At 63.2% G+C, this 21,161-nt stretch carries 21 protein-coding genes; 7 read left to right on the top strand and 14 right to left on the bottom strand.

The window, feature by feature from the left end:
* Positions 1-20: 20 nt before the first annotated feature.
* From C4K38_RS28400 to exaC, 9 genes are all read right to left on the bottom strand, one after another.
* On the bottom strand, positions 21-179 hold the full coding sequence (locus tag C4K38_RS28400) for a type 2 periplasmic-binding domain-containing protein (protein ID WP_231998588.1): 159 nt from the start codon (positions 177-179) through the stop codon (positions 21-23).
* 503 nt (positions 180-682) lie between these two features.
* Positions 683-1,210 carry an inorganic diphosphatase gene (ppa, locus tag C4K38_RS28395; RefSeq protein ID WP_007933577.1) on the bottom strand — a complete coding sequence of 176 codons (528 nt, stop codon included), beginning with the start codon at positions 1,208-1,210 and terminating at the stop codon, positions 683-685.
* 262 nt (positions 1,211-1,472) lie between these two features.
* Positions 1,473-2,282 carry a M90 family metallopeptidase gene (locus C4K38_RS28390; RefSeq protein ID WP_053281091.1) on the bottom strand — a complete coding sequence of 270 codons (810 nt, stop codon included), beginning with the start codon at positions 2,280-2,282 and terminating at the stop codon, positions 1,473-1,475.
* Between the two features lie 5 nt (positions 2,283-2,287).
* On the bottom strand, positions 2,288-2,944 hold the full coding sequence (locus C4K38_RS28385) for a DedA family protein (protein WP_053281090.1): 657 nt from the start codon (positions 2,942-2,944) through the stop codon (positions 2,288-2,290).
* A gap of 251 nt (positions 2,945-3,195) precedes the next feature.
* Positions 3,196-3,654: a GNAT family N-acetyltransferase gene (locus tag C4K38_RS28380; protein ID WP_009051056.1), complete on the bottom strand. Its 459-nt coding sequence runs from the start codon at positions 3,652-3,654 to the stop codon at positions 3,196-3,198.
* A 106-nt stretch (positions 3,655-3,760) separates the two neighbouring features.
* A complete protein-coding gene (gene eutC / locus C4K38_RS28375) occupies positions 3,761-4,585 on the bottom strand; it encodes an ethanolamine ammonia-lyase subunit EutC (protein ID WP_053281089.1) in 825 nt (274 codons plus the stop codon).
* 10 nt (positions 4,586-4,595) lie between these two features.
* Positions 4,596-5,990, bottom strand: coding sequence for an ethanolamine ammonia-lyase subunit EutB (locus C4K38_RS28370; protein ID WP_053281088.1), 1,395 nt, complete (start codon positions 5,988-5,990; stop codon positions 4,596-4,598).
* Between the two features lie 103 nt (positions 5,991-6,093).
* Positions 6,094-7,464: an ethanolamine permease gene (eat, locus tag C4K38_RS28365; RefSeq protein ID WP_053281087.1), complete on the bottom strand. Its 1,371-nt coding sequence runs from the start codon at positions 7,462-7,464 to the stop codon at positions 6,094-6,096.
* Between the two features lie 227 nt (positions 7,465-7,691).
* The gene (gene exaC, locus C4K38_RS28360; protein WP_007924088.1) at positions 7,692-9,212 is read right to left on the bottom strand and encodes an acetaldehyde dehydrogenase ExaC; all 1,521 of its coding nucleotides are present in this window, start codon (positions 9,210-9,212) and stop codon (positions 7,692-7,694) included.
* A gap of 312 nt (positions 9,213-9,524) precedes the next feature.
* Between exaC and C4K38_RS28355 the strand changes: the two genes are divergently transcribed.
* The 4 genes from C4K38_RS28355 to C4K38_RS28340 all read left to right on the top strand — a co-directional run bounded on the left by C4K38_RS28355 (position 9,525) and on the right by C4K38_RS28340 (position 13,993).
* Positions 9,525-11,441: a sigma-54-dependent Fis family transcriptional regulator gene (locus tag C4K38_RS28355; RefSeq protein ID WP_053281086.1), complete on the top strand. Its 1,917-nt coding sequence runs from the start codon at positions 9,525-9,527 to the stop codon at positions 11,439-11,441.
* A 293-nt stretch (positions 11,442-11,734) separates the two neighbouring features.
* Complete coding sequence (gene mpl / locus C4K38_RS28350) at positions 11,735-13,084, top strand: UDP-N-acetylmuramate:L-alanyl-gamma-D-glutamyl-meso-diaminopimelate ligase (RefSeq protein WP_053281085.1); 1,350 nt, start codon at positions 11,735-11,737, stop codon at positions 13,082-13,084.
* Positions 13,081-13,713: a flavin prenyltransferase UbiX gene (gene ubiX / locus C4K38_RS28345; RefSeq protein WP_007927126.1), complete on the top strand. Its 633-nt coding sequence runs from the start codon at positions 13,081-13,083 to the stop codon at positions 13,711-13,713. The genes mpl and ubiX overlap by 4 nt, the downstream gene beginning before the upstream one ends.
* Positions 13,706-13,993, top strand: coding sequence for a YceK/YidQ family lipoprotein (locus tag C4K38_RS28340; RefSeq protein WP_025807731.1), 288 nt, complete (start codon positions 13,706-13,708; stop codon positions 13,991-13,993). The genes ubiX and C4K38_RS28340 overlap by 8 nt, the downstream gene beginning before the upstream one ends.
* 85 nt (positions 13,994-14,078) lie before the next feature.
* Here C4K38_RS28340 and C4K38_RS28335 read toward each other — a convergent pair whose 3' ends face one another.
* The 3 genes from C4K38_RS28335 to C4K38_RS28325 all read right to left on the bottom strand — a co-directional run bounded on the left by C4K38_RS28335 (position 14,079) and on the right by C4K38_RS28325 (position 17,026).
* Positions 14,079-14,720, bottom strand: coding sequence for an oxidoreductase (locus tag C4K38_RS28335; protein ID WP_053281084.1), 642 nt, complete (start codon positions 14,718-14,720; stop codon positions 14,079-14,081).
* A gap of 28 nt (positions 14,721-14,748) precedes the next feature.
* Positions 14,749-16,467, bottom strand: a complete 1,719-nt coding sequence (locus tag C4K38_RS28330; RefSeq protein WP_053281083.1) for a C13 family peptidase — start codon at positions 16,465-16,467, stop codon at positions 14,749-14,751.
* Positions 16,468-16,570: 103 nt separating this feature from the next.
* Positions 16,571-17,026: a MaoC family dehydratase gene (locus tag C4K38_RS28325; RefSeq protein ID WP_053281082.1), complete on the bottom strand. Its 456-nt coding sequence runs from the start codon at positions 17,024-17,026 to the stop codon at positions 16,571-16,573.
* Between the two features lie 180 nt (positions 17,027-17,206).
* On the opposite strand from C4K38_RS28325, the gene C4K38_RS28320 reads away from it, so the two are divergent.
* Genes C4K38_RS28320 through C4K38_RS28310 form a run of 3 tightly spaced genes read left to right on the top strand, consistent with a single transcriptional unit; the run spans position 17,207 to position 18,883 of the window.
* A complete protein-coding gene (locus C4K38_RS28320) occupies positions 17,207-17,569 on the top strand; it encodes a CidA/LrgA family protein (RefSeq protein ID WP_053281081.1) in 363 nt (120 codons plus the stop codon).
* A complete protein-coding gene (locus C4K38_RS28315; protein ID WP_007927117.1) occupies positions 17,566-18,282 on the top strand; it encodes an LrgB family protein in 717 nt (238 codons plus the stop codon). Before C4K38_RS28320 ends, C4K38_RS28315 begins: the two co-directional genes overlap by 4 nt.
* 10 nt (positions 18,283-18,292) lie before the next feature.
* The gene (locus tag C4K38_RS28310) at positions 18,293-18,883 is read left to right on the top strand and encodes an LON peptidase substrate-binding domain-containing protein (RefSeq protein WP_053281080.1); all 591 of its coding nucleotides are present in this window, start codon (positions 18,293-18,295) and stop codon (positions 18,881-18,883) included.
* A gap of 19 nt (positions 18,884-18,902) precedes the next feature.
* Here the strand turns inward: C4K38_RS28310 and C4K38_RS28305 are convergent, their stop codons facing one another.
* Positions 18,903-20,219, bottom strand: coding sequence for a bifunctional DedA family/phosphatase PAP2 family protein (locus tag C4K38_RS28305; protein ID WP_053281079.1), 1,317 nt, complete (start codon positions 20,217-20,219; stop codon positions 18,903-18,905).
* Positions 20,220-20,313: 94 nt separating this feature from the next.
* Positions 20,314-21,000, bottom strand: coding sequence for a DNA-3-methyladenine glycosylase (locus C4K38_RS28300; RefSeq protein WP_053281078.1), 687 nt, complete (start codon positions 20,998-21,000; stop codon positions 20,314-20,316).
* Positions 21,001-21,161: the final 161 nt, after the last annotated feature.

Below are 21,161 nucleotides of genomic sequence, written 5' to 3'. Positions count from 1 at the left end.
TAGCCCACGGCCGACACCCCTCAGTCCCGCCGCCCGCCATCACAGATAAAGTCAATGAACGCCCGCAGTTTCGGCGTGAGGTGACGGCTCGATGGCCACACCACCTGGATGTTCAGGGTGCGCTGCACCCGATCGGGCAGGATCGATTCCAGTTCGCCGGCATCCAGCGCCTCGCGCACGGCGAATTCGGGGACGCAGGCGATGCCCAGGCGCGTCGTTCTTTTTCGTGCTCAGTGGCTTTGTGATCGCTGGGGCCGCGCGCAGCATCTGCCGATCCGGGGGCTGAGGGCCATTCGCGCAGGGGGGCATATTCCAGGCATTAAAAAGCCGGCTTGTGGCCGGCTTCTCGGGGACTGGCTTGGTTCATTTTTGGTAAACCGCACCAGCCTGCAAAACGTACACCCAGCTCTTGCGGCTGGCTGTGGGACTTGGCGAGAAAATCATCTGCCGCGTCGGGCGGATCTGACCGGTTGAACAGGTCGATGCGCAAAGGTGGGGCGCAGCATACTGATATTCGAGGAGAATTCCCAGCGGGAAACGCTCTCCAGAGCCTTTGGCGAGGCAGAAAAGTGCAGGTGTTTTGTCTCTGGGGGCGTTGTTGGGGTGGGGGAGTGCGTGCAAGCCCGTTTCCAACAGGTACAAAAAAGCCCCGGCTTGGCGGGGCTTTTTATTGAAGGGGTGCTTAGCCTTTGTAGGCGGCAACCGACTTCGTGATTGCGGCGCGGGCGGCGTCTGCGCCGTCCCAGCCTTCGATCTTCACCCACTTGCCTTTTTCGAGATCCTTGTAGTTCGCGAAGAAGTGCTCGATCTGCTGAATCAGCAGCGCTGGCAGGTCGGTGTATTCCTTCACGTCGACATACAGCTGGGACAGCTTGTCGTGAGGAACAGCGATGACTTTGGCATCGCCGCCGCCGTCGTCGGTCATGTTCAGGATGCCGACCGGACGGGCGCGGATCACCGAGCCTGGAGCAACCGGGTAAGGAGTCACGACCAGCACGTCGAGGGGGTCACCGTCGTCGGCCAGGGTGTTCGGGATGTAGCCGTAGTTGGCCGGGTAGAACATCGGGGTGGCCATGAAACGGTCAACGAACAGGCAGTCGCTGTCTTTGTCGATTTCGTATTTGATCGGCGCGTGGTTGGCCGGAATCTCGATTGCGACGTAGATGTCGTTCGGCAGGTCTTTGCCAGCCGGAATCTTGCTGTAGCTCATTGGGCGATGCCCCCGTTAGTTGACCAAAATGTCTTGGCCGGATTGACCAAAAAGTGGCGGCGATTATAGGCATATTCCAAGGGCTGTGCCACGTACCGAAGGACGTATGGACGCCTTGGGCCCACTGCCGCAAACCCTGTGCAGAAGCGGCTAGCGACGCTCGATTGCTTGCGAAAAGAAGAGTCGTTGCAACGCGTTTAGTTCAGGAACACCCCTCAGGATCGGCGATTATTTCGCCAGCGCACTGGCTCCGATGGACACCTCAGTGTTGCTGGTAGTGCGGGTCGCTGGCCTGCAGTTGCTGGAGCCGGGCCAGGGGATTCTGCCGGTAAAACAGCTGCAGTTGCTCGTAGACCTTCGGATAGGCCTCGTGGAGCAGATCCGGGGCGCTGAAGAAGTATTCGCTGGTGACGGCGAAGAATTCCGCGGGGTTTTCCGCGGCATAAGGATCGATGGCGGTTTCGGCGTCCGGGTTGTGGTCGAGCTGGCGGTTGAGGTCGTCGTAGGCCGCCTGCATCACCTGCGCCCAGTCGCTGATGCGCATGTCGCTGTGCAGCGGCGGCAGGCCGTTGGCATCGCCGTTGAGCATGTCCAGCTTGTGCGCCAGTTCGTGGATCACCAGGTTGTAGGCTTCCCAGCCGCCGCTGGCGAGCACGCCGGGCCAGGCCAGGATGATCGGGCCCTGTTGCCAGGCTTCGCCGCTGTGTTCGGCGTCCCATTCATGTTCGACGCCGCTGGCATCGCGATGGCGCTGGGGGCTGAGGAAATCGTCGGGGTAGAGGACGATTTCGTGAAAGCCCTGGTACCAGTTCAAATCCCCCAGGTGCAGCAGCGGCAGCTGGGCCTGGGCGGCCAGCAGCAGGCGCTCGAACTGGTGCAGTTCGACCCCGGGCAGGGCGCTCAGGTGCTTGTCGTCGAGAAACAGGACGCTGGTTTCCCGCAGCCACTGGTCCTCGGCAGCGCTCAGGCCATCAAGGAAGGGCAGGTGCTGGCGCACCCGTTGCCACATTTCATCGGCAATCGGGTGCTTGGCCAGCCGACGCCGGCGGCGCCAGGTGCTGAGGGGCCACATACCGATCAGTGGCTTTCGGCCTTTGCTGCCGAGCGGCCCAGGCGGCTGCGCACCACGCCGATGATCATCGGCACCAGCGACAGCAGGATGATGCCCACCACCAGCAGCGACAGGTTTTTCTTGATGAATGGCACGTTGCCGAAGAAGTAGCCCAGGGTTACCAGGCCGCCGACCCAGAGGATGGTGCCGGCCACGCTGAAAGCGAAGAAGCGCGGGTAAGGCATCTTGGCCACGCCGGCGACGAAGGGGGCAAAGGTGCGGATGATCGGCAGGAAACGCGCCAGGGTCACGGTTTTGCCGCCGTGACGGTCGTAGAAGTCGTGGGTCTTTTGCAGGTAGTCGCGGCGGAAGATCTTCGAGTTCGGGTTGCTGAACAATCGCTCGCCGGCCGTTCGCCCGATGATGTAGTTGGTACTGTCGCCGAGGATTGCCGCCAGCATCAGCAAGCCGCCGAGCAGCACCGGGTCCATGGCGCCACCTGCGGCGACCGCGCCGGCAATGAACAGCAGGGAGTCGCCAGGCAGGAATGGCGTCACCACCAGGCCGGTTTCGCAGAAAATCACCAGGAACAGGATGGCGTAGATCCATGGCCCGTAGTTGGTCACCAACATGTCGAGGTAAACGTCGAGATGGAGGATAAGGTCGATCGGGTTGAAATCCATTAGGGCACCTGTGGTGATGGCCCGACTCTGCAGGCCTGTGCGATGACCGGGGCGAAAACTTACAGTTGGCGCAGATTCATCTTACGCCCCGAAAAGGACGGCATTATAAGACCTGATATGTGAAATAGGCGTTGAGTTTGTAGCGAGGAATGTCTTGGGGCGATGGTTGACCAGAGGCGAAAGGTCGTGGCCTTCGGCAGCGTCTTCCCTGGCGCTGTCGAAGGTTGTGAGCGGGCGGTTTGAGATGGGTCTTAATCGTCGCTGATCGGCAATATGTAGTTCTTGAACTCGGTATCTTCGCGAAAACCGATGGATTCATAGGTTTTCTGCGCCACTTCATTGTCACTGCTGGTGGAGACACGCATGCGCACGGCATGGGTGTCCTTGGCCATTTTCTTCGCGGTGCGGATCAGGTTGTCGGCCACCAGCTGGCGGCGAGCGTCTTCGGCGACATAGATGTCGTTGAGGATCCATACGCGCTTGAGGGACAGGGAGGAGAAGCTGGGGTAGAGCTGGCAGAAACCGAGGAGTTTCTTGTCGTCATCGTCTGGCAGGGCCAGGTAGATCACCGACTCCTTGCGGCGCAGGCGTTTTTCCAGGAAGGCCCGGGAGGAGTCCGGAAAAGGCAGGGCGCCATAGAACTCGCGGTATTTGACGAACAGGGGCGTTAACAGATCCAGGTGTTCGAGGGTCGCTTGAGTAATCCGCATGGTTGTCCTCAACTTCAAATGGATACGACGGCAAACGGTTCATTACTCGGGCAGCCGTGCTTCGATGCTGCCTAAAGCGTGGAAAAAGCGCAATCGTCTCGAAAAATCACGGCTTTGCTGGCCCCAGCAGGAAATTGCCCTTGAGCGTGTCGGGTGCGTCGCTGTCCAGGGTGTTCACCTGGGCCTCGTCTTTCAGGTTGACCCCCGAGAGCTGCCGTCTGCAGGCCTCGCGCATCAGGTACAGCAAACGGTGGGCCGCCATGCCGTAGCTCAGGCCCTCCAGGCGCACGTTGGAGATGCAGTTGCGATAGGCATCGGTGAGCCCGACCTTCGGGTTATAGGTGAAATATAGCCCCAGGCTGTCCGGTGAGCTGAGGCCCGGGCGCTCGCCGATCAGGATTACGGTCATTTTCGCGCCGAGCAGCTCGCCGATTTCGTCGGCCACCGCCACTCGGCCCTGTTCCATCAGGATGACCGGCGACAGCGACCAGCCTTCGGCCTGGGTCTGTTCTTCAAAACGGGCGAGAAACGGCAGGGTGTGGCGATGTACTGCCAATGCCGACAAACCGTCCGCCACCACCACCGCCAGATCGACGCCGCCCGGGTTGGCCGATGCGTGATCGCGCAGGGCCTGGGCCGACGCGTCACTGAGCTTGCGCCCCAGGTCCGGGCGTTGCAGGTAGCTGTGGCGATCGCTGGCGGCGCTGTGCAGCAGCAGGCTGTCGCGGCCGCGTTCGGCCAGTTGGCTGCTCAGCCCGGCATGGTCGAAGGGCAGGTGCACCGCATCGCGGGCCTGGGCGTGGGCGAACTGGAAATCCAGTTGGGCGCCGGTGGGCAGGCTGGTGCCGGTACGGCCCAGGGCGATACGCGCCGGGGTCAGGCGGCGCAGCTCCAGCCAGGGGTTCTGGCTGTCGGTCGGGTGTTTGTCCATAAGCCTGTCCTTACTGAAGCTGTGCCAGCGCCTGGCGGAAGGCCGGCGGCAGGTTGTGGCCGAACCGCACCTTGCCGTCGGGCTGGGTGAAGATGCCGGTTTTCGCCAGCCACTGCTCGAACTCCGGCGCCGGTTTCAGGCCCAGGGTCTGGCGGGCATAGAGCGCGTCGTGAAAGGAGGTGGTCTGGTAGTTGAGCATGATGTCGTCGGAGCCGGGGATGCCCATGATGAAGTTGATCCCGGCCACGCCCAGCAGGGTCAGCAGGGTGTCCATGTCATCCTGGTCGGCTTCGGCGTGGTTGGTGTAGCAGATATCGCAGCCCATGGGCACGCCCAGCAGCTTGCCGCAGAAGTGATCTTCCAGGCCGGCGCGGATGATCTGCTTGCCGTTGTACAGGTACTCCGGGCCAATGAAGCCGACCACGGTGTTCACCAGGAACGGCTTGAAGTGCCGGGCCACGGCATAGGCGCGGGTTTCGCAGGTCTGCTGGTCGACGCCGAAGTGGGCGTTGGCCGACAGCGCGCTGCCCTGGCCGGTTTCGAAATACATCAGGTTCTGCCCCAGGGTGCCGCGCTTGAGGCTCAGGCCGGCCTCGTAGCCTTCCTGCAGGACATTGAGGTTGATGCCGAAGCTGGCGTTGGCCGCTTCGGTGCCGGCAATCGACTGGAACACCAGGTCCAGCGGCACGCCACGGTTGATCGCCTCGATGGAGGTGGTGACGTGGGTCAGTACGCAGGCCTGGGTGGGGATTTCATAACGCTGGATGATCGCGTCGAGCATTTCCAGCAGGGCGCAGATCGAGGCGATGCTGTCGGTGGCCGGGTTGATGCCGATCATGGCGTCGCCGTTGCCGTAGAGCAGGCCGTCGAGAATGCTCGCGGCGATGCCCGCCGGTTCGTCGGTCGGGTGGTTGGGTTGCAGGCGGGTCGACAGGCGCCCGCGCAGGCCCAGGGTGCCGCGGAACCGGGTGACCACGCGGATCTTCTGCGCCACCAGCACCAGGTCCTGGACGCGCATGATCTTCGACACGGCGGCGGCCATTTCCGGGGTCAGCCCGGGTGCCAGGGCACGCAGGCTCTGTTCGTCGGCGGCGTCGCTGAGCAGCCAGTCGCGGAAACCGCCGACCGTGAGGTGGCTGACGGTGGCGAAGGCGGCCTTGTCGTGGGTGTCGATGATCAACCGGGTGACTTCATCGGTTTCGTAGGGAATCAGCGCCTCTTCGAGGAAATGCTTGAGCGGAATGTCCGCCAGGGTCATTTGCGCGGCGACCCGCTCGCCGTCGTTGAGGGCGGCGACGCCGGCCAGGAAGTCCCCGGAGCGCGCCGGGCTGGCCTTGGCCATGACGTCCTTGAGGCTGTCGAAGCGGTAGGTCTGGGCGCCGATGGTGTGGGCAAATGCAGCCATGGTGCGCGATCCTCCAATCAAGATTTCATTCTGCTTTCGTGTGGGGGCGGGCTTGCACTTCTATAAGGCAGGCACCGAGCGCAGGGCCCGGTGCCGGTGCAACTCACACTCCTTCGAGCATAGCGTCCGCCGGTGCTTCGGAACGTTGCTTGGCGGTCAGCTGGAAGTACAGGTAACCGGCGGCCATGAAACCGAGGAACACACAGCCGATCAGGGTGTTGAACCAGGCCATCGCCACCAGGCACACCAGCGCCAGGAACAGCGCGATGGCCGGCACCACCGGATAACCCGGCGCGCGGAAGGTGCGCTCCAGATTCGGTTCGGTCCTGCGCAGTTTGAACAGGCTGAGCATACTGATGATGTACATCACAATCGCGCCGAATACCGACATGGTGATCATCGCCGCCGTCAGGGTCATGCCTTGCAGGTTGACCAGGCCGTCGCTGTAGATCGCGGCGATGCCGATCACGCCGCCGGCGATGATGGCCCGGTGCGGGGTCTGGAAGCGCGACAGCTTGGCCAGCCCTTTGGGCAGATAGCCGGCGCGGGCGAGGGCGAAGAACTGCCGCGAGTAGCCAAGAATGATCCCGTGGAAGCTTGCCACCAGGCCGAACAGGCCGATCCACACCAGCATGTGCATCCAGGTCGAGTTGTTGCCGACCACGGCTTTCATCGCCTGGGGCAGCGGGTCGTTGATGTTCGATAGGGTGCGCCAGTCGCCGACGCCGCCGGCCATCACCATCACGCCGATGGCGAGGAACACCAGGGTCAGGATGCCGCTGACATAGGCCCGGGGAATCGTGCGTTTCGGGTCCTTGGCTTCCTCGGCGGCCATGGCCGCGCCTTCGATGGCGAGGAAGAACCAGATCGCAAACGGGGTCGCGGCGAAGATCCCCGGAATCGAGCCCAGGGTGAACTCGTTGGCGCCCGACCAGCCGTTGAGCACGAAATTGCTGAAACTGAAGCCCGGTGCGACCACGCCCATGAATACCAGCAGTTCGGCCACCGCCAGTACGGTGACCACCAACTCGAAGGTCGCGGCGATGCTGACGCCGAGGATGTTCAGGGTCATGAACACAAAGTACGCGCCGACCGCCGCGACTTTCGGGTCGAGCCCCGGATATTGCACGTTGAGGTAGGCGCCGATGGCCATGGCGATGGCGGGCGGGGCGAACACGAACTCGATCAGGGTGGCGATGCCGGCGATCAATCCGCCTTTCTCGCCGAAGGCTCGGCGGCTGTAGGCGAACGGCCCGCCCGCATGGGGGATTGCGGTGGTCAGTTCGGTGAAACTGAAGATGAAACAGGTGTACATGGTCGCGACCATCAGGGCCGTGACCAGGAAACCCAGGGTGCCGGCGGTGCCCCAGCCGTAACTCCAGCCGAAGTATTCGCCGGAAATCACCAGGCCGACGGCAATGCCCCACAGGTGCAGGGTGCCGAGTGTGGGTTTGAGCTGTGTGGTGGAAGTCATAAGTCCTCTCTGTCTCTTTTTATTGTTCGATCTGTTGGACTTTCAGGTGCAGCGTTTGAGATGGATGGAAGCTGTTCACGCAGCGGCGGATACTGAACGACAGGTACGCAAGGCCCGTGCCAGAGCGGCCAGGCCATGTGTGTCAGGTCATTGGGGACGCCTTCGCGGGCTTACCCGCGAAGGCGGTTGAACAGGCGACACCGAAACCCCGGTGTCGCCACAGGGTTTTAGAAGAAGCCCAGCGGATTGATGTCGTAGCTCACCAGCAGGTTTTTGGTCTGCTGGTAGTGGTCGAGCATCATCTTGTGGGTTTCACGGCCGACGCCGGACTTCTTGTAACCGCCGAACGCCGCGTGGGCGGGGTAGAGGTGGTAGCAGTTGGTCCACACACGACCGGCCTTGATCGCCCGGCCCATGCGGTAGGCGCGGTTGATGTCGCGGGTCCAGAGGCCGGCGCCGAGGCCGAACTCGGTGTCGTTGGCGATGGCCAGGGCTTCGGCTTCGTCCTTGAAGGTGGTGATGCTCACCACCGGGCCGAAGATTTCTTCCTGGAACACGCGCATCTTGTTGTTGCCCTTGAGCAGGGTCGGCTGGATGTAATAACCGCTGGCCAGGTTGCCTTCGAGTTTTTCCACCTTGCCGCCGGTCAGCAATTGCGCGCCTTCGCCCTTGGCGATTTCCAGGTAGGACAGGATCTTGTCGAACTGCTGCTCGGAGGCCTGGGCGCCGACCATGGTGTCGGTGTCCAGCGGGTCGCCGCGCTTGATCTGCTCGACCTTTTTCATCACCACTTGCATGAACTCGTCGTAGATCGACTCTTCCACCAGGGCGCGGGACGGGCAGGTGCAGACTTCGCCCTGGTTGAAGAACGCCAGCACCAGGCCTTCGGCGGCTTTTTCAATGAAGCTCGGTTCGGCCTGCATGATGTCGGCGAAGAAGATGTTCGGCGACTTGCCGCCCAGCTCCACGGTGGATGGGATGATGTTCTCGGCGGCGCATTTCATGATGTGCGAGCCCACCGGGGTCGAACCGGTGAAGGCGATCTTGGCGATGCGCTTGCTGGTGGCCAGGGCTTCGCCCGCTTCCTTGCCGAAACCTTGCACCACGTTGAGCACGCCCGGCGGCAGCAGGTCGCCGATCAGTTCCATCAGCACGCAGATGCCCAGCGGGGTCTGCTCGGCTGGCTTGAGTACCACGCAGTTACCGGCGGCCAGGGCGGGCGCGAGTTTCCAGGCGGCCATCAGCAGCGGGAAGTTCCATGGGATGATCTGCCCGACCACGCCCAGCGGTTCGTGAATGTGATAGGCCACGGTGTTGCCGTCGATTTCCGCGGCGCTGCCTTCCTGGGCCCGCAGGCAGCCAGCGAAGTAGCGGAAGTGGTCGGCGGCCAGGGGGATGTCGGCGTTGAGGGTTTCCCGTACGGCCTTGCCGTTGTCCCAGGTTTCGGTGATGGCCAGCAGTTCGAGGTTCTGCTCGATGCGGTCGGCGATTTTCAGCAGGATCAGCGAGCGGGCCTGTGCCGAGGTGGCACCCCAGGCATCGGCGGCGGCATGGGCGGCGTCCAGGGCTTTCTCGATGTCTTCGGCGGTGGAACGCGGGAACTCGGCGATCGGTTGGCCGTTTACTGGCGAGGTATTGGTGAAGTACTGACCTTTGACAGGCGCGACGAATTCGCCGCCGATGTAGTTACCGTATTTGCTCTTGAACGAAACGATAGCGCCTTCAGTACCGGGGTGTGCATAACGCATGGTGGGTATCTCCTGGCTTTTGTGCTTATTGGGAGGACGCGCTGTTGCGCTTGTAAAAGCGTAGAGCAAAGCCCGGGCCACTGCGTTGTAGGCCAGGTAAATCAAGGGTTTGCGAGTGTTTCGGCGACCCTGCGCCGAGTGTCTGTGGCAGTTGTGGCACAGGGCGGGTGACACTTTGTACCGTTTGTGGCACAGCCCGTGACTCATTGGTCGAAGTGGCATTGCAATGCGTCCATGGCTGGAGGATGCTGGGCTTCGCCTTGATCTGAATCGCTTGATGCAGCCGTCAGCGCAGCAGGAGAACAATAAGAAATGCACAGCAATCACCTCACCCGGCACGCCCAGCAAGTGCTGACCGTGACCCAGGGCAAGGCCCATTTGCAGGGGCCCGGCAGCGATCCTTCCATCGCCCGCTCCTGGCTGCGTTGCCTGGAGGACTATCACCTCGACCCGGCCCTGAGCATGGCGCCCACCGTGCTTGAGCATGGCCGCCTGCTGGAAAGCCGCGAACGCCTGCAGCAGGTGCTGCAGATCGCCGGCAACGAGATGACCAGCCTGCACCAGCAGCTGTCCGGCGCCGGCCATGCGGTACTGCTGACCGACGCCCGCGGGGTGATCCTCAACTGTGTCACTGCGCCCGCCGAGCGCAAGATTTTCGAGCGCGCCGGGCTCTGGCTCGGCGCCGACTGGAGCGAGGCCTGCGAGGGCACCAACGGCATAGGCACCTGCCTGGTGGAGCGCCAGTCCCTGACTATCCATCAGGACGAACATTTCCGTGGCCGTCACACCGGCCTGACCTGCTCGGCCAGCCCGGTGTTCGACCCCCACGGCGAACTGCTGGCGGTGCTCGATGTTTCCTCGGCGCGCCCGGATGTATCGCGGCAGAGCCAGTTCCACACCATGGCCCTGGTCAATCTCTCGGCGAAGATGATCGAGAGCTGCTATTTCCTGCGTTATTTCGACAATCAATGGTTGCTGCGTTTCCACCTGCAGGCCGAGTCCGTCGGCTTGTTCAGCGAAGGCTTGCTGGCATTCGACGGGGAAGGGCGGATCAGCGCGGTGAACCAGAGTGCCCTGAACCTGCTGGGGCATATTCGCGGCGGCTTGTTGGGCAAACCAGTGGAAGCCTTTTTTGACTGCTCGCTGGACGAGCTGCTGGGCCGCGCCAGTGTCAATGCCAGCGCCAGCTGGCCGCTGCGCACTCGCGATGGTCGGCACCTGTTCGCGGTGTTGCGTGGCCAGCCGCGCAGCGTGCCGAAACCGCTGCCGCCGAGGGCGCTGGTGCTGGAGCGGCCGCGTCTGTCCGGGATCTGCCTGGGCGATGCGGCCCTGCAAGACGACTTCCGCAAATCCTTGCGGGTGTTCGAACGTGATGTGCCGTTGCTGATCAACGGCGAGACCGGCTCCGGCAAGGAGGCGTTCGCCAAGGCGGTGCACCAGGCCAGCCAGCGGGCGGAGAAAGCCTTCGTTGCCTTGAACTGCGCGGCGATTCCCGAAAGCCTGATCGAAAGCGAGCTGTTCGGTTATCGCGGCGGCAGCTTCACCGGGGCGCGCAAGGAAGGCATGCGCGGCAAGTTGCAGCAGGCCGATGGCGGTACGCTGTTCCTCGATGAAATCGGCGATATGCCGCTGGCCTTGCAGACCCGCCTGTTGCGGGTGCTGGAGGACCGCATGGTGGTGCCTATCGGCGGCGAGCCGCAGGCGGTCAACGTGCGCATCATCAGCGCTACTCACCGGGACCTGCTGGAGCGGGTACAGGATGGCAGCTTCCGCGAGGATCTGTACTACCGCCTCAATGGTCTGGAAATCAGCTTGCCGGCGCTGCGCGAACGCAGCGACAAATCCCAGTTGCTGGATTTTCTCCTGGCGGAAGAAGCCGGCGATCAGCAGGTCTCGCTCGACGGCCCGGCGCGCCAGGCTCTGCTGGACTTCCATTGGCCAGGCAACGTGCGGCAACTGCGCAACGTGCTGCGCACCCTGGCGGCGCTCTGTGACCACGGGCGAATCGGCCTGGAGGATATACCGGCGATGATTCGCCAGGGCCGTCCGGCACCGGTGCCGGCAGCTGTCGAGGAGGCGGGCGAATACCCGTTGAACGATGCCGAACGCCTGGCCTTGCTCAACGCCCTGGAACAACAGCGCTGGCACATGACCCACACTGCCGAGCAGTTAGGGGTGAGCCGCAACACCCTCTATAGAAAGCTGCGCAAGCATGGGATTGCTCGCTAGGCCTGGCACCGCGTCATCGTTCATCGCGGGCAAGCCTCGCTCCTACAGAAGATACGCATTCCTCTGTAGGAGCAGCCGGTCGGCGCTCGATTGCTCGCGATAGGCGGTGCAGCCGCCGATACGTCTGTAACCGCGGTCCAAGCCTCCAGCCGCGTTCGGGCGATTCCCCGTCAAAAGCCCCGTAGAACTCGTCATAGCCTCCGGCAGCGATAACCGCGTGTTCCCCCATCAGCTAAAGAGTGCGATTTGCAGCCCTCTACGCTAACCTGCCTCGATGTTTTACGAGGTCGACTATGCACATTCATATTCTCGGTATTTGCGGCACCTTCATGGGCTCGATGGCGGTTCTGGCCAAAGAACTGGGCCATCATGTCACCGGCTCCGATGCCAATGTCTACCCGCCGATGAGCACCCAGCTCGAAGCCCAGGGCATCGAGTTGACCCAGGGCTACGACCCGGCTCAGCTTGACCCGGCGCCGGACCTGGTGGTGATCGGCAACGCCATGTCCCGCGGCAACCCGGCGGTGGAATATGTGCTGAACAAGGGCCTGCCCTATGTTTCCGGCCCGCAATGGCTGGCCGACCATGTGCTGCAAGGCCGTTGGGTACTGGCGGTCGCCGGCACCCACGGCAAGACCACCACCAGCAGCATGCTGGCCTGGGTACTGGAGCATGCGGGCATGAGCCCGGGTTTCCTGATCGGTGGCGTGCCGCAGAACTTCTCGGTGTCGGCCCGCCTGGGCGGCACACCGTTCTTCGTGATCGAGGCCGATGAATACGACAGCGCCTTCTTCGACAAGCGCTCGAAGTTCGTGCACTACCGTCCGCGCACGGCGATCCTGAACAATCTCGAGTTCGATCATGCGGACATCTTTCCCGATCTGCCGGCTATCGAGCGACAGTTCCACCATCTGGTACGGACCATCCCGAGCGAAGGCCTGGTCATCCACCCGACCACCGAGCCGGCCCTGCAGCGAGTGATCGAAATGGGCTGCTGGACCCCGGTGCAAACCACCGGCGCGGGCGGCCAATGGCAGGTCAAGCTGCTCAGCGAAGACGGCTCGAAGTTCGAGGTGATGTTCGAGGGCGAGGCCCAAGGCGTGGTCGAGTGGGATATGACTGGCCAGCACAACGTCGCCAACGCCCTGGCCACCCTGGCCGCGGCGCGCCATGTCGGCGTGGTGCCGGCCATGGGCATCGCCGCGCTGAGCGCGTTCAAGAGCGTCAAGCGGCGGATGGAGAAGGTGGCTGAAGTCCATGGCATCACCATCTACGACGATTTCGCCCACCACCCGACCGCCATCGCCACTACTTTGGACGGCCTGCGCAAGCGCATCGGCGATGCGCCGTTGATCGCGATCATCGAGCCGCGCTCCAACTCCATGAAGCTCGGCGCTCACCGTGACGGGCTGCCGGAAAGCGTCAACCAGGCCGATCAGGTGGTCTGGTATTCGCCGGCCAACCTCGGTTGGGACCTGGGTGCCACCGCTGCGCTGTGCACTGTGCCGTCGATTGTCAGCGATTCCCTGGAAGGCATCATCGAGCGGGTGAAGAGCCAGGCCAAGCCGGGCACCCACGTGGTGATCATGAGCAACGGCGGCTTCGGCGGCCTGCACGGCAAGCTGGCCGAGGCACTGCGATGAACAACGGCCCGGAACGCATCACCCTGGCGATGACCGGCGCCTCGGGCGCCCAGTACGGCCTGCGCCTGCTGGATTGCCTGGTGCGCGAAGACCGTGAAGTGCACTTCCTGATCTCCAAGGCCGCGCAGCTGGTGATGGCGACCGAGACCGACGTGACCCTGCCGTCCAAGCCGCAGACCATGCAGGCCTTCCTCACCGAGTACACCGGTGCGGCGGCCGGGCAGATCCGGGTGTATGGCAAGGAAGACTGGATGTCGCCGGTGGCTTCGGGCTCCGGCTCGCCAGCGGCGATGGTGGTGGTGCCTTGTTCCACCGGCACCTTGTCGGCCATCGCCACGGGCGCTTGCAACAACCTGATCGAGCGGGCAGCGGACGTCACCCTGAAGGAGCGCCGCCAGCTGATCCTGGTGCCACGCGAGGCGCCTTACTCCAGCATCCACTTGGAGAACATGCTCAAGCTGTCGAACATGGGGGTGACCATTCTACCGGCCTCTCCGGGTTTCTATCACCAGCCGCAGACCATCGACGACCTGGTGGATTTTGTCGTGGCGCGGATTCTCAACCTGTTGAACATCCCGCAGGACATGTTGCCGCGGTGGGGCGAGCATCATCTGAGCAGCGATGAGTAAGTCGCTGCTGATTCTGCTGGTCGCCCTGCAGTTGGGCGGTTGCGCCACGGCCCGCACGCTCAACGCGGCCAAGCCGGGAGCGCCGGTGGTGTATTCCGGGACGCGCTTGGACTGGTATGTGATGCAGGGCGGCTGTTGTCCTATGGATCGCTTCGGCGCTGAAGCGCCGAGCTATCCAGGTGTCGACCTGCCGGCCAGCGCCTTGCTCGACACGCTGCTGTTGCCGCTGTCGGTACTGACGGTATTGGGGGTTGGGTTTCAGGCCACGGGCGGGTTGTAGTTCTTTCGCGGGCAAGCTCCGCTCCTACAGAAAAGCACATGCTTCTGTAGGAGCGGAGCTTGCCCGCGATGCTTTCTAATGCCCGTTATTTACCCAGCTTGCGCAATTCGTCGGACTCGACGATCCGCACGCCATCCTGCTCTTCCAGCGCCAGGCGCCACATGGCCCGGGCCAGATGGCAGGCTTCGATGCCGTGGTATTTGCCGGGAATCAGCTTGGACAGCGGCCCGGCCAGCTGTTCGGCGAGCCGCGGCTCTATGCGTTCGCCAAGCAGCAGCGACGGCCGGCAAATGGTCAGTTGCGGCCAGTCCTGGGCCTTCAGCGCCTGTTCCATTTCGCCTTTGACCCGGTTGTAGAAAATCGAGGATTTCGTGTCCGCGCCCAGGGCACTGATCACGACCAGGTGCCGCGCGCCCATCTCCCGTGCGCGCTTGCCGAAGGCCACCACCAGGTCCAGGTCGACGGCGCGGAACGCCTGTTCGGAGCCGGCTTTCTTGAGGGTGGTGCCCAGGCAGCAGAACGCCAGGTCCACCCGGCCGCTGAGCTGCGGCAGGATTACCGCCGGGTCGCCGACCGGGTTTTGCAGGCGTGGGTGTTCGCTCAGGGGGCGCCGGCTGGGCGCCAGTACGCGGGTTACCGTGGGTTCGTTGAGCAGGCGGTCGAGCAAGTGCTCGCCAGTCAGGCCGGTCGCGCCGGCGAGCAAGATATGCTGAGGCGTCAAGTACATAATGTTTCCCCCTTGATACTGTTTCAGCTTAGTTGCTCTTTGCTTCCTTGCTGTCGTTGGCGGCGCTTTGCAGCGCCTTTCGTGCTTGTTGCTTGCGCAGATGCTGCCAGTGCGCCAAGACCCCCTTGGGCGCCCAGATCTGCGGTTCGGAAGCTTCGAAGTTGTCCGTCTGTTCGCGTTCGGCCACGGTCGCCCTGGCCAGCTTGAAGGCCTGCTCCAGGTCGTCGGTCTGGTTCAGCGCCTGGGCGAACAGGGCGTCGCCGAAGTAGGTGAAGTCGGCTTCTTCCGAGCAGCCGAAGGATACGCGATCGGCCTGCGAAGCGGTCATGATCAGGGTCCGGTCATCCTTGAGCGCGGGAATGAATCCGCCGGAATAACAGGCCGAGATCACGATGATCTTGTCGCGGTTTTTCAGCGGCGCCAGCACCGCGGCCAACTCGTCGGCCGGCAGGTCGGCCAGCTCCAGGCGCGGCTGGTCGAGCACCAGTTCGTGTTCGCTGGTGCCGTGGCTGGTCAGGTAGATGAACAGCAGGTCTTCCGGGCCGCTGCGTTCGGCCAGGACCTGTACCGCGCGCCGCAGGTTTTCCCGGGTGGCCATGGGGCGGCTGTCGAGACGGTCGCGGTGGTTGACCAGGCGGATCTGTCCGTAGGCGCCGAAGCGGGTGGCGAGCATGTTGCTGACGTAATCAGCCTCGCGCAGAAACACGCTTTGCTTGCCATCGCCGGCCAGCGTCAGGCTGTAGAGCTCGATGGCGGACGTCGACGCCGGCACCGCGGCGAGGGCGTCGTCGAGCAGGCGGCCCTGGGCCAGCAAGCCGGTCTCCAATGGGTCGGGCAACAGTCGGCCGTCGGCATCGCGAACCCGCAGGCCATTGATCCAGTCGCCGCTTTGCACGGTGCCATCGCGCAGCACTAGCACGCCGTGGCCCTGGTAGTTGTCGCCTTCGAAGCCACCGATGTAGAAGCTGCCGTCGCTGAGGTTCAGGCGGCCCTGGCCGCTGAAGCGCCAGTCGCTGAAGCGGCCGATGTAATGGCTGCCGTCGACGCCGATCAGTTCACCCTTGCCACTGAGGGCGCCTTCCTTGAACTGGCCGATCCAGACATCGCCGTCGGCGTTTTCGTAGCGCCCCTTGCCGCTGAGCTGGTTCTGTTTGAAGCCGCCGACGTAGAGATCGCCCTCGGCGCTGCCGAAGGTGCCGTTGCCTTCCAGCTGGCCATCGACGAAGTGGCCGCTGAACTGGTTGCCGCTGGCATCGCTGCGCTGGCCTTCGCCGTTGGGTTTGCCGCGGGAGAACTGGCCCTGGTACTGGCTGCCGTCTTCCAGTTCGAGACGGCCGAGCCCGGAATACAGGTCGGACTTGAATTCGCCGCGGTAGGTCATGCCGCGTTCCTTGAGAGTGCCTTCACCGTCGCGCCGGCCCAGTTTGAAGCCGCCGGTGTAGCTGCTGTCCTTGGTGGTCAGGCTGCCCTGGCCATGGAACAGACCCTGCTGGAATTGTCCGCGGTAGACCTCGCCATCGCTGCCGTGCCACTCGCCCTGGCCATGCCACTGGCCGCTGTCGAACTGACCCGCATACCAGCTGCCGTTGGGGTAGTCGATGCGGCCTTGTCCCTGCAACAACCCGTTGACCACATCGCCGCGGTAGCGGCCACCGTCCGGCAGACGGGCGTCGGGAGGCAGCAGCGATTCGCCGTCTCCACATGCGGTGAGCAACAGGGTCAGAGCCAGGGGTACAAGTGGGCGCATAGCGGGATCCGGATAATTAGGGGACCGAGTATGCCGCAGCAACGAGGCTTATATATAGAGAGGCTGCGCGAAACAGCGTGAGCTGTTTCGCATCAGGAAGGTTTCAGACAAAGCAGAGGGACAATGGCTCGGCGATGTAGGCTGGTTTTTCCTGGCCTTCGATTTCCAGAGTGGCGGTGGCCTTGAGCAGCCATTGGCCGGGTTTCTTCTCGGTGACGTCCACCAGGTCGACCTTGAGGCGGACCCTGGAATCGACCTTGACCGGCTGGATGAAGCGCACGCTGTCCAGGCCGTAGTTGACCGCCATCTTCAGACCCTCGGGCAGGATCAGGATGTCTTCCATCAGTTTCGGGATCAGCGACAGCGACAGGAAACCGTGGGCAATGGTGCCGCCGAACGGCGTCTGGGCGGCTTTCACCGGGTCTACGTGGATGAACTGGAAGTCACCCGTGGCTTCGGCGAACAGGTTGATACGCTGCTGGTCGATGGTGAGCCATTCGGAACGTCCTAGTTCCTTTCCGACATAATCTTTGAGCTCTGCAACAGGAACATACGGCATTGAGACTCTCCTTGGGTTCATCGGTTTTATCGTTCTAAAGGGTCGGGGGCGTACCCCCTGACAACCCACTGTAGATCATCATGGGGGTTTGCTCCGGTCAACCTTCCATGCTTTTGGCGAATGCCGGTCCATAGCGTTCGCGTGCTTATAATGCCCGGCGTTTTTTCGGGGGGATGAGGGATGTTGTTACGCGGTCTGACATGGCTGGTGCTGTTTCAATTGCTCGGCACGGCGATCAATCACCTGTTCCTGCCGATCCTGCCGGGGCCGATTGTCGGTCTGCTGTTGCTGCTGATCTTTCTGGTGGCGCGCGGCGAGGTGGGCGAGCCGCTGAGCCTGGCCGCCTCCAGCCTCCTGCGTTACCTGCCGCTGTTGCTGGTGCCGCCCGCGGTGGGCGTGATGGTGTACGCGGCGGATATCGCCGCGGATTTCTGGGCGATAGTCGGCGCGCTGGTGTTGTCGCTGGTGATCTCGATGGCCTTCGTCGGCGTGCTGATGCAGCGGCTGGTCAAGCGCCACGGACACCGGGAGGGCGGCCAATGATGTTCGACTGGCAGGGCGCCTGGGCGTCGGTGATCCACCATCCGTTGTTCGGTATCGGCATTACCCTGGGCGCCTATCAACTGGTGCTCGCGGCCTTCGAGAAAACCCGCTGGATCTTTCTGCAACCGGTGCTGGTCTCCATGCTGCTGGTGATCGGCGTGCTGCTGAGCTGCGGCCTGAGCTACGCCGAGTACCGCAAGAGCACGGAGATCCTCAGCATTCTCCTGGGCCCGGCCACGGTGGCGCTGGCCGTACCGCTGTACCTCAACCTGCGGCGGATTCGACAGTTGTTCTGGCCGATATTTACTACGCTGGTGATTGGAGGGGTGGTCGCCACCGGCCTGGGCGTACTGCTGGGGTGGTGGTTCGGTGCCGAGAACATGATCCTGATGACCATGGCGCCGAAATCGGTGACCTCGCCGATCGCCATGCTGGTGGCCGAACAGATTGGCGGTGTCGCAGCGCTGGCCGCGGTATTCGTATTGATCACCGGGGTGATCGGGGCGATTTTCGGCCCGGCCATCCTCAACCGCCTGCAGGTGCATAGCCCGGAAGCCCGAGGCATGGCGCTGGGCATGACGGCTCACGCGGTGGGCACTTCGGTGGCCTTGCAGGAAAGTGATGAGTGCGGTGCTTTCGCGGCGCTGGCGATGAGTCTGATGGGTGTGGCCACGGCGGTCTTCCTGCCGTTGGCGGTGTCGTTGGTGGTTTAAGGAAACCTGTATGAGCCTGGCGCTTTTCCCGCTGAATACGGTGCTGTTCCCCGACTGCATTCTCGACTTGCAGATTTTCGAGGCGCGCTACCTGGACATGATCGGTCGCTGCATGAAACAGGGCAGTGGCTTCGGCGTGGTGTGCATCCTTGAAGGCGAAGAGGTGGGGATCGCCCCGGAAGGTTTTGCGCGGGTGGGCTGTGAAGCGCTGATCACCGACTTCCATCAGCAGGACAACGGCCTGCTGGGAATTCGGGTCAAGGGCGGGCGGCGTTTTCGGGTGCTGAGCAGCGAAGTGCAGCGCGATCAGTTGCGGGTGGCTGAAGTCGAGTGGCTGGGCGAGGCGCCGGAGCGGCCGCTGCAGGATGACGACGGGGACCTGATCGCCTTGCTCAAGGCGCTGGCCGAACACCCGATGGTCGAAGCCCTGAACATGGGCACCGAAGCCACCGGTCAGCAGTCGCTGGCCAACCAGCTGGCCTACCTGTTGCCGTTCTCCGAGCTGGACAAGATCGACCTGCTGCAACTGGACGACCCGCAACAACGCTTGGATGCGATCCAGGCCTTGTTGGACGAATTGCAGGGCGAGCTGTTCGCCTGATCCTCGCGGCTATAAAACCTCAATACGCATAACGCAGCAGGGCGTGCGGCAGATGCCTGACTGCTTCGAAACCGAACAATGCTACCAGCGCCGGCAATACCAGCCACCAGATCTTGGCCGGCATGGGTTCCAGTGGAGTCTGGCGCTGGGCGAGCCATAGGCTGGCGGCGCACACGCAGGCGGCAAGCATGGCGCCGGCGAGGATGTCGGTGGGCCAATGCGCGCCCAGGTAAATCCGCGACACGGCAATCGCGGCCGCCGGCAGGCAGCCCAGCAGCAGCCAGGTCAGGCGCATGCGCGGCGGCTGGCCGCGACCGGCGAGCACCGCCAGGGTCAGGAACAGGGCGAACGAACCGGAGCTGTGGCCGCTGGGCATGCTGTAGCTGGTCAGTGGGTCGGTCAGGACTTCCGGACGTACGCGGGCGAAGAAGAGTTTGGTGCCGGTGTTGGCCAGCGCGGTGCACAACAACGTAGCGCCCGCGAACATCGCCTGCCGCCATTGTCGGGCAACCAGCAACAGCAGGGTGACCAGGGCGCTGGCGAACAGCATGGTGCGGAATTCGCCGAACTGGGTGAGCACCACCATCACCTCGTCCATTACCGGGCTGCGGTGCTCCTGGACCAGCGCCATCAGGCCCTGGTCGAAATGGTTCAGGTAGGGATAACCGATGAACAGCCCGGCCAGGATTGCCAGGCTGAGGCCCGCTACCAGCGGGCTGGCCTTGCGATGGCGGCGCACGGTGCTGTTGATACTCAGGCCCAGCAGCAGGGCGATGCTGGCGGCGACAATTCCCGCCTGTGGCCAGAATCCTTCAGGCAAGGGCAGGCGGATCGCCGCGCCCGTGGCCCAGCCCGGCAGCAGGTAGGCGACTGTCCAGCCGGCCGCGGCCAGCAGGCTGACGGCGAAAAAGCGCGGGAACGACATGTCGAACATGCCGGCTACCATCGGCAGCATGGGCCGCAAGGGACCGATAAAGCGCCCGACCAGCAGGCTGGCAATACCGTAACGCTGGAAATAGGCTTCGGCGCCGTTGATCCATTCCGGGTGATGGCGCAGCCCTGGCAGGCGGCGGATGTTCTGGTGAAAACGCCGGCCCAGCAGGTAGGACACCACATCCCCGAGCAAGCCGCCGAAGAACCCCAGCGCCAGGGTTTCACCCAGGGACAGCGCGCCGCTGCCGGCCATCACGGCGATGGCGAACAACAGCACGGTGCCAGGTACGATCAGGCCGGCAATCGCCAGGCATTCGACGCAGGCGACGATGAACACGGCTGCCGCCAGCCACTGAGGGTTCATCGTCAGCCAGCCGGTTATTCCATCGAGCCATTGGCCCATAGGTTTCAACTCCGATTATTCGGTGGTTCAACTGTAGGGACGGGCTTGCTCGCGATAAAACCATCCGCGGGCACGCCGGTTCCTGCGAAAGGGATCAATCGAGCAGCAAATAGTCGCGACCTTCGACCTGCCCGCGACGTAGCGGGTTCCGGGTGCAGTAGGGGGCGTAAGCGGCATCGACAAAGCGGTACATCAAGTGTTCATCGCGGCCGTGGGGAATGCCCAGGCGGGTGGTCTGGATGATGCTGGCGACGGGCGTGCCGACATCTTCGACGAACAGCACTTCATGGTCGAAGCGCTTGGCATCCCACACCGGGACTTTCAGGCCCAGTGCCTTGCACAGCAGGGTCTGGCCGGCGCAGAGCTTCTGTGAGGGGCGCGGCCGGCCGCTGGCATCGGGATTGTTCAGGAGCATCTGCGCCAGGCTGGCGGGGCCCGAGACTTCGTCGACCCAGGGGTAGGCCGACTTGATCAGCACCGCGTTGCCTGGCCCCTGGGCGCTGAAGTTCAGCGAGTCGCCACCGCGGGCGTAGTACATATAGATGTGGCCGCCGTCCAGAAACAAAGCCTTACGCTTTTCTGTGTAGCCGAGGGAGGCATGGCTGCCTTTTTCCTCACAGTAATAGGCTTCTGTTTCGATAATGCGCGCCGACAACCACAGATCGCCGACCCGATGGCGGATGATCTTGCCGAGCAGCTCACGGGCCAGGACCTGGGCGTCTCGGTCGAAAAAGCCGTCGGGCAGGGCCTTGGGCAGCGTCGGAGTGGACAGAATGGACATGGTAGCCAGGAGCGATGACGGGAATTGGGTCGGAATGATATCAATTCCAGGCTTAATTCAGGCTGAACGAGAGGTATTTGCCGTCCATTTCGACCATCCGCCCGTGACCGCTGTCCGTGGACCGGCGCGACAGCTATAATCAGCCGCTTTCCTCTTTGCCA

Source organism: Pseudomonas chlororaphis subsp. piscium (assembly GCF_003850345.1).
In the GTDB taxonomy this organism is placed as follows: Bacteria; Pseudomonadota; Gammaproteobacteria; order Pseudomonadales; family Pseudomonadaceae; genus Aquipseudomonas; species Aquipseudomonas piscium.
The sequence above is the reverse complement of the archived record's forward strand: the minus strand, read 5'-3'. Positions and strand labels throughout refer to the sequence as shown.

What these genes read in the sequence shown, in the direction of transcription:
- C4K38_RS28380 (WP_009051056.1), bottom strand. Translation starts at nt 3,654, where the DNA reads ATGCGGATTACTCAAGCGACCCTCGAACACCTGGATCTGTTAACGCCC.
- mpl (WP_053281085.1), top strand. Translation starts at nt 11,735, where the DNA reads ATGCACATTCATATTCTCGGTATTTGCGGCACCTTCATGGGCTCGATG.
- exaC (WP_007924088.1), bottom strand. Translation starts at nt 9,212, where the DNA reads ATGCGTTATGCACACCCCGGTACTGAAGGCGCTATCGTTTCGTTCAAG.
- C4K38_RS28355 (WP_053281086.1), top strand. Translation starts at nt 9,525, where the DNA reads ATGCACAGCAATCACCTCACCCGGCACGCCCAGCAAGTGCTGACCGTG.
- eat (WP_053281087.1), bottom strand. Translation starts at nt 7,464, where the DNA reads ATGACTTCCACCACACAGCTCAAACCCACACTCGGCACCCTGCACCTG.
- ppa (WP_007933577.1), bottom strand. Translation starts at nt 1,210, where the DNA reads ATGAGCTACAGCAAGATTCCGGCTGGCAAAGACCTGCCGAACGACATC.
- C4K38_RS28325 (WP_053281082.1), bottom strand. Translation starts at nt 17,026, where the DNA reads ATGCCGTATGTTCCTGTTGCAGAGCTCAAAGATTATGTCGGAAAGGAA.
- C4K38_RS28305 (WP_053281079.1), bottom strand. Translation starts at nt 20,219, where the DNA reads ATGGGCCAATGGCTCGATGGAATAACCGGCTGGCTGACGATGAACCCT.
- C4K38_RS28370 (WP_053281088.1), bottom strand. Translation starts at nt 5,990, where the DNA reads ATGGCTGCATTTGCCCACACCATCGGCGCCCAGACCTACCGCTTCGAC.
- eutC (WP_053281089.1), bottom strand. Translation starts at nt 4,585, where the DNA reads ATGGACAAACACCCGACCGACAGCCAGAACCCCTGGCTGGAGCTGCGC.
- C4K38_RS28315 (WP_007927117.1), top strand. Translation starts at nt 17,566, where the DNA reads ATGATGTTCGACTGGCAGGGCGCCTGGGCGTCGGTGATCCACCATCCG.
- C4K38_RS28320 (WP_053281081.1), top strand. Translation starts at nt 17,207, where the DNA reads ATGTTGTTACGCGGTCTGACATGGCTGGTGCTGTTTCAATTGCTCGGC.
- C4K38_RS28340 (WP_025807731.1), top strand. Translation starts at nt 13,706, where the DNA reads ATGAGTAAGTCGCTGCTGATTCTGCTGGTCGCCCTGCAGTTGGGCGGT.
- C4K38_RS28330 (WP_053281083.1), bottom strand. Translation starts at nt 16,467, where the DNA reads ATGCGCCCACTTGTACCCCTGGCTCTGACCCTGTTGCTCACCGCATGT.
- ubiX (WP_007927126.1), top strand. Translation starts at nt 13,081, where the DNA reads ATGAACAACGGCCCGGAACGCATCACCCTGGCGATGACCGGCGCCTCG.
- C4K38_RS28335 (WP_053281084.1), bottom strand. Translation starts at nt 14,720, where the DNA reads ATGTACTTGACGCCTCAGCATATCTTGCTCGCCGGCGCGACCGGCCTG.
- C4K38_RS28300 (WP_053281078.1), bottom strand. Translation starts at nt 21,000, where the DNA reads ATGTCCATTCTGTCCACTCCGACGCTGCCCAAGGCCCTGCCCGACGGC.
- C4K38_RS28310 (WP_053281080.1), top strand. Translation starts at nt 18,293, where the DNA reads ATGAGCCTGGCGCTTTTCCCGCTGAATACGGTGCTGTTCCCCGACTGC.
- C4K38_RS28390 (WP_053281091.1), bottom strand. Translation starts at nt 2,282, where the DNA reads ATGTGGCCCCTCAGCACCTGGCGCCGCCGGCGTCGGCTGGCCAAGCAC.
- C4K38_RS28385 (WP_053281090.1), bottom strand. Translation starts at nt 2,944, where the DNA reads ATGGATTTCAACCCGATCGACCTTATCCTCCATCTCGACGTTTACCTC.